12 protein-coding genes are annotated in these 11,267 nt (G+C 39.5%); all 12 read right to left on the bottom strand.

The annotated features are described in order from the left end of the window. Nucleotides 1–141 precede the first annotated feature (141 nt). Genes WC356_02020 through WC356_01965 form a run of 12 tightly spaced genes read right to left on the bottom strand, consistent with a single transcriptional unit; the run spans nt 142 to nt 11,205 of the window. Nucleotides 142–789 carry a hypothetical protein gene (locus WC356_02020; protein MFA5381913.1) on the bottom strand — a complete coding sequence of 216 codons (648 nt, stop codon included), beginning with the start codon at nt 787–789 and terminating at the stop codon, nt 142–144. Nucleotides 790–827: 38 nt separating this feature from the next. Further along, nucleotides 828–1,154 carry a hypothetical protein gene (locus tag WC356_02015; GenBank protein ID MFA5381912.1) on the bottom strand — a complete coding sequence of 109 codons (327 nt, stop codon included), beginning with the start codon at nt 1,152–1,154 and terminating at the stop codon, nt 828–830. Nucleotides 1,155–1,173: 19 nt separating this feature from the next. Beyond that, complete coding sequence (locus WC356_02010; GenBank protein ID MFA5381911.1) at nt 1,174–3,591, bottom strand: hypothetical protein; 2,418 nt, start codon at nt 3,589–3,591, stop codon at nt 1,174–1,176. Further along, nucleotides 3,588–4,943 (bottom strand): hypothetical protein, encoded by a 1,356-nt coding sequence (locus tag WC356_02005; protein MFA5381910.1) that lies wholly within the window; start codon nt 4,941–4,943, stop codon nt 3,588–3,590. The genes WC356_02010 and WC356_02005 overlap by 4 nt, the downstream gene beginning before the upstream one ends. A 2-nt stretch (nt 4,944–4,945) precedes the next feature. Further along, nucleotides 4,946–5,692: a hypothetical protein gene (locus WC356_02000; protein ID MFA5381909.1), complete on the bottom strand. Its 747-nt coding sequence runs from the start codon at nt 5,690–5,692 to the stop codon at nt 4,946–4,948. 10 nt (nt 5,693–5,702) lie between these two features. Beyond that, nucleotides 5,703–6,083: a hypothetical protein gene (locus tag WC356_01995; GenBank protein MFA5381908.1), complete on the bottom strand. Its 381-nt coding sequence runs from the start codon at nt 6,081–6,083 to the stop codon at nt 5,703–5,705. Then, the gene (locus tag WC356_01990; GenBank protein ID MFA5381907.1) at nt 6,076–6,789 is read right to left on the bottom strand and encodes a hypothetical protein; all 714 of its coding nucleotides are present in this window, start codon (nt 6,787–6,789) and stop codon (nt 6,076–6,078) included. The genes WC356_01995 and WC356_01990 overlap by 8 nt, the downstream gene beginning before the upstream one ends. After that, complete coding sequence (locus WC356_01985; GenBank protein MFA5381906.1) at nt 6,790–7,098, bottom strand: hypothetical protein; 309 nt, start codon at nt 7,096–7,098, stop codon at nt 6,790–6,792. Then, a complete protein-coding gene (locus tag WC356_01980; protein MFA5381905.1) occupies nt 7,073–8,611 on the bottom strand; it encodes a hypothetical protein in 1,539 nt (512 codons plus the stop codon). The genes WC356_01985 and WC356_01980 overlap by 26 nt, the downstream gene beginning before the upstream one ends. 2 nt (nt 8,612–8,613) lie before the next feature. Then, nucleotides 8,614–8,757 (bottom strand): hypothetical protein, encoded by a 144-nt coding sequence (locus WC356_01975; GenBank protein MFA5381904.1) that lies wholly within the window; start codon nt 8,755–8,757, stop codon nt 8,614–8,616. Next, entirely contained in the window at nt 8,747–10,474 is a 1,728-nt protein-coding gene (locus WC356_01970) for a hypothetical protein (GenBank protein ID MFA5381903.1), read from the bottom strand. The genes WC356_01975 and WC356_01970 overlap by 11 nt, the downstream gene beginning before the upstream one ends. Then, the gene (locus tag WC356_01965) at nt 10,471–11,205 is read right to left on the bottom strand and encodes a hypothetical protein (protein MFA5381902.1); all 735 of its coding nucleotides are present in this window, start codon (nt 11,203–11,205) and stop codon (nt 10,471–10,473) included. Before WC356_01965 ends, WC356_01970 begins: the two co-directional genes overlap by 4 nt. Nucleotides 11,206–11,267: the final 62 nt, after the last annotated feature.

Genomic DNA, 11,267 nt, shown 5'->3' with positions numbered 1-11,267 from the left:
TATAAGGCGTGCTGATAACATTTGCATCAGCCGATGAATCACTTCCGTTATCGTAATCAACGTATTTTGTTACACCAAAGCAAATAGACACTATCGCCAGTAAAATCAAAACTATAAACTTTTTCATAACTTTATTCCTTTTCAATCGTTTCCTACAAAGTTTGCCGTAATTATAATTGACGGACAAGCTGGTCTGGTTGGATTAGTACCCGCCGCCGTAGCGTCCCATTTATCACCTGTGCTTGAACCCCAAGTCCAAAATTCAAAAGTATCGCCAATTGCAAAATGTTCTATAAATGAAACCGCTACAATGGCAGTAGCATTATTTGATTTATATTGATAAATTGTATTACTATTAGCAACATAAGAACTATTCTTTTTAAGCCATACATCTATATACTCATTTATAACGCCCTGCGTAACGCCGCTAAAACAGATTAAATATGACCCTGCCTTTGTGATAGTAAATGTATTCGCATCAGTTCTGGTTATTCCGTTATGGTGTACGTCTGTATCAAAATTTATTATCTGTGCATTTGAGGCATTTATTATTGCTTGGTCTGTACTATCAGATTGCATAAGATGAGGAATTACAATACTTGCCGTACCATTGAAAGCAATTACACCATTTGAATCAAAATGAGTATAGTTAGTATTTCCGCCAAAATTAGCGTCTGCGGCATATATTCCATTTGTACCTAAATTCACATCTGCCGTTGCGCCGACATACCTAACGTACAAAGCGTCATATACGGATAATGGCCGTATTCCTCCGACCAAATTAGCCATACATAATGAGGCCAATAACAGGATTATATAAAGATATTTCACTGCGTATTCCTTAGATTAAAGCCTTTTTCCATTGTGGCCAGAATGGTCTTATGTTCTTCTGTGTTCTTTACTAAACTTTCCTGAACGTAGCCAAATTGAGTTGCCATTATTTGCAACTTAACATCGCTTGCTTGCGCAAGTTTTGAACCGTCATTGCGTATATCTTCTATCTTTAAATTCAAGGTCGCAATATCTTTCTGAACAGAAGTAATCCAAGCACCTATCCCAATAAGAGATACGGCAAAAGAACCGAGAATTACTATTGTTGTTAGCCAAAATGTTGCCTTACCTACTGAAATCTCTATTGTTGATTCTTTTGTCATTACTAATCCTTTCGTGTTGTTATTGGTTTCCTGCTTTTTGCAGAGGTTGCGTTTTAGGTTTTTCTTGAGTATCTGCGGCGGTATTTATAATCCTAATCTCTGCCGCTAAAGAAGGTTGAGATTTTATCATAAGCATAAATTTATTCAGCAATATAGACCTTGACGCAGAAGATAATTTTGGATTATTAAGTTCTATTATCATATTGACAATCTTTTGCCCTCTTGTTCCGGTACTCAAATAAGATACGGCTTTAGGAGATAATAATATGGCAGTACCCACTCCAAAACCGGCAACATTTCCGGCAACTAAACCAGAAACAGCCGCACCAGCACCGGAACTACCCAACTGAATGAGAGGAACGACCATACCAGCACCACCAAGATTTGATTGGTCTATGAATTTTTTAGCACCAACAGCAGCACCGAGTTTAAAGTGTAATTTTATTTTCGCCAATTCATCAGCAGGGAATAGCTCTTTTTGCATTTCCTCACTAAATCTTTTCGCAAACGCCTTCTTTGCCATTTCTGGATTAAGTGTTTTTATGCCTAATCTCAAATCTTCCAACTGATTAGATGGGTCATTTATAATTCCATTGAAAATACTTTTTCTTATTTTAGACATCATCCCGCCCGCTTCTTTACCCATCATCCTTTTGGCATCTTGCAAGGTTCGCAATCCATCTTTAGTAGCAAGCATATTGAGTATGGTTTCAGGCTGATTCTGATTCTCTATCAACTGCCAAGTATTTCTAATGACAGGTGAATTTTTTATATTCTGCACTTCGGAAAAGAATTTTCTTGCGTATTTTATCTTGCTAACAGCATCGGGTATTCCGTGTCTTATTGCGGCTTTTTCAAATATACTGTCAAGTTCGTCGTAAGTCTCTTGTGCCATTTTCTTTAATACTTTTTTATCTCCTGTAATGGCATTTGCGGCATCATCAAACTCCTGTACCAATCTTTGCCGTAACTGTTCATATTGCCCAAAAGTGAGCGTCTTTGTATCTTTTTCGCCAATATCTTTTAATGCGTTTTGTACTATATTAGGTACTAAATCTTTTTCAGAAACTATCCCTTGTTCGATTAGTGCTTTAAGTGCTTCTGGGTTGTTTCTTGCAGCTTCTAACAGGTCAGCTTTTGTCATATCTCCCATAGGAGATTTGAATACCTGTTCTGGCTGTGTCTGTTTAGCCAATAAATCAGTAATATCCTGTGCTTCTTTGCTAACTTTTTTGGACGGTAAAACCCTACTTATCTTTTTAGCTATATCGTCTCCCATACCCTTTGCGCCAATAGTGCCAAATATCTCACCCTGTTTAACGTGTTCGGCGTTCTTATCAACCATATTGGTAATATCCAATGCAGGCGTATCAGTCTTTCCCGCTTTCGATATTACTAATTGAGCGTCGTTGTAAAGTTCTTTTGTTTTAGGGTCTAATACGTTCTCATAAAAGTCCTTTGTTATCTTATACGCATCTTCCCCAAGTTCTGTATCATTTAAGAGTTTGGTGTTTATCCCACCGATTTCATCAACAAGCTCTTTTGTGGCCTGATTATATGCAGGGACATTTCTTTCGATTACCTGCCTTCTAATTCCACCACCACCAATGCCTTTGCTCGCAAGTCCCTCAATTTTACTACCAACTGAATTTTTCATAATATCGCCCGGCAGTAATGTTACTTTTTCGGCTTCATCTATTGGCAGGACTTTCTTTCCGGCACTTATTAGATTTTGTTGCATTTTGGCCGCATCTTCGGCCACTTCTGGTATAAATTTATCGGCAACCCACGAACCTGCCCTGCGAATAGCACCTGCTGGTATTACTTTTTCGGCGTATTCTCTACCACCTTTGGTTATTATATCTTTTACGACTTTAGTACCTGCTCTTTGGAATGGTCTTACTATTGCCCTGCCTATCGGCCTTGCAACCATTCCTACTGCCCTGCCAAATGGAACAGAAGTAGCTTCTAAAGCACCTTGCCTAACTCCAGCGTCTCTAATCCTGCCCTTTACAGCTTCTTGGTCATATTTGCCTGCGCCCGGAAGTCTTGCCTTGCCAAACTCTTCTAATCCTTGCCCTATCTCACCGCCAAGCGCGGCAGCAGATTCTTTTGCGCCGGGGATAGGAATTACAGAACCAACAGCACCAAAAACAGTACCAAATACGTTTTCTGGTTTTAAAAGTTCCTGTCCAAAAGTAGGTTTAAAATCTTCTGATGTAAGCCATTTATTCGGCATTGGCATATCAACAGCATTTTGGCCTAATGATGTCCCAGAAAAATCAAGAGACGGCAAAGCTGGTTTGCCTATAAATTTATCCCTAAATGTATCATAGTCCACTGTCGAATAATACTTTTTATGCAGAGACTCTGAAAGTTTATTATCAGAAACGCTATCATATTCAGGATATTTTTTTCTGAACTCTTTTATGTTCATAGTCCAAGTCCTAATGGGTCATTATTAGATGTGTTTGAGTCGCCAGAACTATTGTCAACGCCATCAACTCTATACCCTTTATCTCTAAATTCCTGCTCTCTGTTAGCAATTATATTTCCAACTTGCTGATAAAAAGCAATCAATGATGCCTTAAAAGCCTTGTCTCCCTTACTGATGTCAGGCATTGTGCTTTTTAATATAGCCATTTCTTTGTCGCTTAACTGCTTCCCGCCTTTAGCATACATAAATTCAGTAGTATTAGCCAGTAATTTACGTCTGAATTCAGTTTCGTCTTTTGATGTCCAACCGGCAGTAGTACCCATTTTAGCCATCATATTGTCAAACCAACCGGAATAATCTGTTCTATATGAATTAACTAATTCGCCTAATTGTTTTTCGGTATCTTTCAATGCGGCTAATTTAGCAATTTCAGTAGCAGGCATAGGCTTCAAAGCTACTGCATTTTTAGCTTCTAATATCTCTGATGGTAAAGGCTCTCTGCCAAGTTTTTCTCTTAAACTGCCAATAACAAGGCTCTCTTCGTATGATGGTTTTGGTATGTCTGGTGTCGCAATCTGTCCAGTTGCAATAACTTTACCACTGGTAGGGTCAACAAGCGTTTCGCCTTGTCCAACTGAAATTGGCGGTAAGGACTTTTCCTTACCTATCTGCCCTGTCTCGGCAATAGTTTTAGCTGTATTTGCTCTGTCTAAATCAGATACAATCGGAGGCATTAAATTCTTTGCGGCATCTGCATTATTCTTATTTGCAGTAGATTGCTTAACAGCTAAATCAGCCTGTTGCATTTCAGATTGCATAGCAAGTTGCTGTTCAACATATTTCTGTTGTTTGTATTCATCTATTGTCGGCAATGTCGGCCTGCGGGTATCTTTAATTTTAGGCAGATAATTAGCCATATAATCAGGAGAAGTATCAATTTCGTGTAATTTAGCCACTTCTACCGCTTTTTCAGGAGTAAGTGCGCCACTTCTAACCATATTACCTATCTGATTAGTAGTCATAGCCCTTTTCTTTTCAGCTTCCTTTTCCTCTTTGCGGCGTATCTTTTCAGCGGCAAATTCATTGTCAAGTCTCGCCCAGTGCAAACGCTTTTCAGGTGTCATTTGAGCCACGCCAGCGGCCTTAGCGTCCCGTGAGGCGTTTTGCGTCAATTCATAGTTATCCATAGCACTAACGGGTTTTCGTTCAATGGCGGGCATTGTAGGCTCTTGTGTGGGCATTTGTTGAGCCATTTGAAGTGATGCCTGTGGAATTTCAGGCAATCCAAGTCCACCAACCTGTTCTGTATATAAATCGGACAATGTTTTACGCTTTTTTATCTCTGGTAGCATAGTTATTTCCTATTCAAATAGTCTTGATAATCTTTAAAGCCTTGACTTTGCGCCCATTCATCGTTCCAAGAGTCGATTTCGCTTCCACCACTACCGCCGAAACGGTTATATTGTGATGGATAAGTATTAAAACTTAAACCATCGTATTCCGTTCTGGACGGTAAAAATTGTTCGCCGGTGGTAAAATCGGTAATACCACCACTACGACCTGACAGTTTCAAATCGGCACTGGTAAATCTCGTAGGAGACTTTTCTACTGTTGCATTTGAGTAATTACCGCCAAAACGGTAAGAACCACTTCTTTTAGCGTCTGATAATGGCGCATTAGATTGTGCAAATTTAAAATCAAGTGCGCCTTCTGGCAGAATATATGTCTGCGTCAAAGGCTTGCCATTTACGCCACCGCCAGTACCATAACCCCATTTACTATAACCCTGAACATTAGAAGCGTCCATCGTCCTTGTAGCAATGGTCTTTCCACCCATATTTTGGGTAGTTATAGGCGATTCACCCCACGCCTTGCCTAAATGTTGATTCCACTCCTGTCTGCTAATGTCCGGAGATGAAACAGAATATAAATCGTCTGCATAACCCGCACCCATAGGTTGACCGGTAGTCTTATCAAACCATCGAGTTTCCTGCGGACGCAAGGAATCTTGCGCCGACAAGCCAGAGGCACTATTAGTTGATGTTGCCTTACTGCTATTGCCATATTTTGCCAGTAATTCTTTCCATTGTTCTATATTCATATAAAATCCTTTACCACTTTTTTTCAGGGCATTTTTCGGTCAAAAGTGCTACTTTTGCAAATAATTGACACCCGCAATGAGGACATCTGCCGTTTGGCGTACAATCCGAACATATCTGCCGTCTTTTAATATAAGTTTCCTTATCAACAGTCTTGAATCCACTTGCAGTCCATTTTACCATAGCTTTTGCAAAATGCTCTAACATTTGCGGAATTGTCGGTTTTGGAATAGGCTTAACAATTCTTTTGCTCGGCTGAATTATCAAACTCTTTTCCTTAATCGGAATCCCGAACAGGCAACACCATACCTTTTTGCCTGAAGCGTGCCTGCATTGCTGGCATTCGGCAATCTGGTCTGCGGTCATTTCAGGTTTTAATAGTTTATTACACATTATGCCAACTCGCCGAGCCTCCAAACCCAATCACAGAAGAGCCATTTGGAGTGTATGCGCACGCAGTAATCCCGTTATTACAACTGCCATCGCCACTACAATCCCAAGTGCTGTTAGCAGAAAATATATATGTATAACGTGTGGATGCGTCAATAATTATTGAAGTATTGTTGGACGATTTGACAATACTGACAATAATACTTCTCGTGGCTGGATAATAGTCGCCACTGCAATCGGGGTTAGAAAATTGTCCATAAGTATTAGTTCCAATATACTTATTCCATTCACAATTTCCATCTTGAGTAAGTATAAAAGTATCATTTATATCAAAATTCCAAAGATTATACAGAGAATAATTACTCCACGAACCAGAACCAATTATACAATCGCACAAAGAAATTCCGCTGAATGTAATAGAAATATATTTTGGTGTATTAGTTGGAACACCACAATAACCGCAATCTGTACCATATTCAATACAGCAATCATCAGGTATTGTCAAATTAAATTGTCCAGTTCCAGAATTAAAACAGGCATAGTAAGTGTCATCGCAATTTGCCTCTGAAATAGTTACAGAGATTTGTCCTTCGTGTATTCCACTGGATACATAGCAACCGGTATAATCTCCACTATCACAGGCTTCGCCTTGAAAGACTACCTGTTTGGTAGATAAGTTTAAACACCCATTTATTGTTTTATATCCCATTTATTCACATATATTAAAATAATCATAGATATTAAATGTTCCGCTTGTGCCTCTATCGCCCTTATCACCTTTTTCGCCCTTTTCTCCAACACCAGTTGTTTCAATCTTTGTAAGAATTTCATCTTTCAATCTTCTTAACAGGTCTGCTATATAATCTTCAATGTCTTTTTTTAATTGATTTAGTTCTTCGTTGCTGTCTCTGGGAAGTTCTATCTTGTTGATATTACGCGCAGAGAAGTGGCGTATAGTCTGTTCAACTTCATCTGGACTTCTAAAGCCCTGATTATCGGTAGTTTCGTTCGTATTCACTTATACCCTTTGCTTCGATATTTATACCGGCAAGCTCAAACGTAGTTCCTGTAAGTGATACTCCTATAAACCTGCCTGAATTTATAGGCTCAATCGTAGTAACGTAAGTTCCGCTTGTGATAGAATAACTTCCTGAATTGGTACAGGCCGAAGTTGCAGGATAATAGCCCTGATAAACAACAGCAGTACAAGCACCGGATTTCAATAGAACGGTTACGATTATATCTTCCTTAACCTGACCACTATTGGCCTGTACCCAAAAAATCATACTCGGAGTACCGCCGCTTGTTACTTTAGACGTAATCGAGCCGAGCCTTGAATTGTATATATATTGTGTTGTTGCGCTTCCAAACCAATACTCATCATAAGTTGAGTTCCAATTACCAACGGTTGTGGTAGGTGGCGTAATCAAACCCTCTGATATTTTCTTTGGAAAATTACCGTCAAGAACCCACGCACCATTCGCATCGCAGCCGTAAAGCAAATTACCACCCTGAACAATCGTACCTACGATTCCACCAAAATGTTCTGACAAATGGACATATCTATAACCACCGCCGGACGGAATAATATAACCAACAGTATTTGCAGTCCATACCCATAACTTACCATTAAACTCAAGTGCAGTAGTAACAGTCTTTGTAAGTATCTCTGGAAGCCATAATCTTGTTTCTGCGTGTACGCCATTCTCAAGAGTAGGGTACATTGTTATAGTTTTTACAGTACCACTTATAGGTTCGAGACCTTCTTTAAAAGTGCCTGCGTTCCAAGTTGAATCTGAATAATTAAGATGAAATGCTACATCGTGAATCTGCGGAAACTCTCTCGGTCTGCCAACAGAACTCCATCTTGCATAGCCACCCGAACAGAAAGCAAATATCCTTCCATCGTATCTTGCTATAACTGACGGCGTTTCGGTTAGTTCAGAGCCTCTGCCCTCATACTTTTCGCCAAGTTCGTTATCGTGAAGATAATCATAAACAGTTTCACCAGAACCGACATAGTAAAACTCGGTAGGAGAATTTATCTGAACCCTCTGTATTTTTGAACCTTTTGAGGCGTAAATTACTTTAGTTCTATAAATCTTTGGAGTTGTTCCAGTTGCGGTTATTACAGGAACATCATTAGCCCTCTCATCATTGCCGTTAAAGTGCCTGCCTACATAATACTCAACAGCCTTGCTCGTAACACCCTCACTACCATTAGTTGAAGTAGTGGCCATATAAAAATATAGACCGCTTTGCATACGAGAGCCAGTGCCAGCGTAAGTAGCAACCGCAACAGAACTATTAGCGTCTATTCCGGTCTTAATCGTTGTAGTAGTTTGTTCTACACCATCATCAGCAACTACTGTGCTTAAATCATTAGCAGATACAAGGCTATCTGTAATTTTTGACCATACACCATCTTCGCTAATTCTCATTTGGTTGCAAGTCGATAAAGCACCGTCTTTATGCGCTACGGAAGCTGGCGAAACATTTTCATTTAAACCTGTTAATATATTGAGATTCATAATTACTCCGTTTGCGGTATTACTTTTACCTTTAATTCTTCACTATTGGTATTTGCAGTAGTAGTACCGGAGATTCCCATTTGCTTTATAGCATTTCGTTCTGCCGAAGTCTTTTCGACCGTTATTTCAGAATAATTATCTGCCATCGGTTTCACTCCATTGTATAGGTTGATAACGATAATTTATAGTAGATATTCCACCGTTTAAACTTGACGTTAAAGATATTTGAGCCTTAATCATTCTGCCTGTCGTTACGGAAGTTGCCCTTACCGCAGTTGCCGCAATAGCACCGCTTGAAACTTCAGTCGGCGCAGGAGATAACCCTGTTATGCTCATTCTCGGTAAAGGTGTTACCTTGACTGTTATAGAAGCATTGCCAGCCTGAACAGCCTCAACCGTAATCTGCTGTTTAACAGTAGTAGGAGAAGATTGACCAAGATAGAAAATCAAATCTACCTGACCAGTTCCCTCTGCTATTTTTACATCACCTATCAAACCCCAAGCACCTGTTTCATCGTACCAAGAACAGCCTGCGGTTATATCGATAGTATAATGACCGACAAATATGCGCCTATCAGCCTGATAGGGAATTACTTTTGTACCGTTACACATCCAGTATTCATTGAAATTTGGACACCAGATACCATTGAAAGCAGGAGAACCATCGTAAAATGTTGATAAATCAATTCTATTATCAGTAAGCCTTTCAACTCTGTTTGCATTGTCCAGAAGCCACATCCCCTGACCATCAAAGCCGAAGATTCCAAACTCACAGCTTTGCAATACGAACTGACTTAACGCGCCAACACCACGCCTAAATACTTTAAATTCATACCCCTCTCCATAATTTACTTTCTCTAAATATCCCATCATAGATTTAGTAAATATCCACATTTTACCATCTTTTTCGATTGCACCAGTTATGGTCTCGCCAGAAATTTCTGTTATTTCTTTCCTCGCCTCGCCATATCCATTAGATAGTTTCGGATAAGAAATCATATCTTGCGAATCTTCATCTACCGTACCAGCACCTGAAATAAAATGCACTGTATATTTTTGCGCAACTTCCTCTGGTTGACCAGATGAACTCCACCACAAGACATTGCCTTTGAAATACAACATCCTATCGGAATAAGATACTATGAAATCGGGGTCAGTCAGTACTGTTCCTCTACCCTCATATTCGACATCAAGTTCGCCCTGATTTTTATAATCGTCAAAAGTAGTTGTGCCAGAAGCAATATCGCCGACATAAAAGAACTTATTAGGGGATTCTGAATCTGCTCGATATACACGCCTCGTACAATTAGTAGGTGGATTATTTGACATTACAAGATGAACTCTTGTGTTTAAATCAGCGTCAAAATTAACCTCATAAGCATAAGACGGCAAACTCTCACGTTTTATTACAGTATTGTAATCGGTTACGATATAATAATACAGTCCTGTTTCTATCCTGCATAATGCAGAACCAGAGTCATCAGCGTCAACAGAGTAAATCGTAGGCGCAACTACGTCTGACTGCGCAACAGTTACTTGAGTAGGCGTACTATCAGCGTGTCTCAAAGTGCCTGTATCAATATAATATATTAGTCCATTTTGGCCTTCGGTTGCGCATCCAATACCTCTTACTAATTTACTTGTACCAGAAACAGTCATTTGTCTTTGACCAGTTCCGCCAGTAAGCTGAATAGTCTCACTTACAGTTCCACCGCTTGCGCCCGGCTTTCCAGTCCATAACCCTTTTCTGCTTATCCTTGCATTGGTACAAGAGTAGGCCATTCCCTCATTGTATTCGGCAGAGGCAGGGTCTAATAAATTATTAAGACCTAAAAACGAAGATATTCTTTCATTTACTCTCAACTTTGTACCTTAAATCCACAATCTCTAATTCTTAATTTTCTATTATCATATACAGGTCTAACCTTTATCGGCAAATAAGAACCTCTTGAATCACCAATAGCCTTATATACTTTCTGCATAAAATCAGCACTATGCAGAGAATAGCCAGTAGTGTCTTTCTTGCCCTCTGCAAGCCTCACAGATAAAGCCTCTGCAATAAGCCAAGCCCTTGTATTAGGCCAATCTGCAACATCAGAACCATCAGACATTTCAGTTGGCTTTCTAAAATACGAATAATACAATGTTTCTGCCTCTGACGGAGTTGGAATTACTAACAATTTAAGAGTAGTAACTCCACCAGACAATCCCTTTTCAATGGCATATTTAAGCGGACTGCCGGTTTGCGTAAATGTAGTTTTCTCGACAAGCCAGTCCTCAAGCGATATTTCCTCAAGTGGAAGCGTAGAGGCTGTCTTACTTATAACACCAATTCTATCCATACCAACTTCGTCTAAAGTATATTCATAAGTCGAAGCGGCAAGTAATTGTGAACCATCTGCTTTTAAGTATTCCGGCCACGGCGCAAGAGTAGAAAGGATATAAATGGTATCATTTATAAATCTTGTCAAAGCAAGTTCGCCAGTGGTAGTAGTATCTCGCCAGCCACAATACTTGCAGATAGTTTTTAACTCTGTTAGAGTTGTACCACCGCCAGTTATTAACGTGCCTTCGCCTTTATGTGCTATTGTCATATATTACCTTTAAATTTTAATTTTCTTGTTGTATCTTTATAAATCCTGTGATATTATACAAC

This window comes from Candidatus Micrarchaeia archaeon, from assembly GCA_041653315.1.
In the GTDB taxonomy this organism is placed as follows: domain Archaea; phylum Micrarchaeota; class Micrarchaeia; order Anstonellales; family JAHKLY01; genus JAHKLY01.
This window is presented reverse-complemented; position numbering and strand designations above follow the sequence as displayed.

What these genes read in the sequence shown, in the direction of transcription:
- WC356_02020 (MFA5381913.1), bottom strand. Translation starts at nt 789, where the DNA reads ATGGCTAATTTGGTCGGAGGAATACGGCCATTATCCGTATATGACGCT.
- WC356_02015 (MFA5381912.1), bottom strand. Translation starts at nt 1,154, where the DNA reads ATGACAAAAGAATCAACAATAGAGATTTCAGTAGGTAAGGCAACATTT.
- WC356_02010 (MFA5381911.1), bottom strand. Translation starts at nt 3,591, where the DNA reads ATGAACATAAAAGAGTTCAGAAAAAAATATCCTGAATATGATAGCGTT.
- WC356_02005 (MFA5381910.1), bottom strand. Translation starts at nt 4,943, where the DNA reads ATGCTACCAGAGATAAAAAAGCGTAAAACATTGTCCGATTTATATACA.
- WC356_02000 (MFA5381909.1), bottom strand. Translation starts at nt 5,692, where the DNA reads ATGAATATAGAACAATGGAAAGAATTACTGGCAAAATATGGCAATAGC.
- WC356_01995 (MFA5381908.1), bottom strand. Translation starts at nt 6,083, where the DNA reads ATGTGTAATAAACTATTAAAACCTGAAATGACCGCAGACCAGATTGCC.
- WC356_01990 (MFA5381907.1), bottom strand. Translation starts at nt 6,789, where the DNA reads ATGGGATATAAAACAATAAATGGGTGTTTAAACTTATCTACCAAACAG.
- WC356_01980 (MFA5381905.1), bottom strand. Translation starts at nt 8,611, where the DNA reads ATGAATCTCAATATATTAACAGGTTTAAATGAAAATGTTTCGCCAGCT.
- WC356_01975 (MFA5381904.1), bottom strand. Translation starts at nt 8,757, where the DNA reads ATGGCAGATAATTATTCTGAAATAACGGTCGAAAAGACTTCGGCAGAA.
- WC356_01965 (MFA5381902.1), bottom strand. Translation starts at nt 11,205, where the DNA reads ATGACAATAGCACATAAAGGCGAAGGCACGTTAATAACTGGCGGTGGT.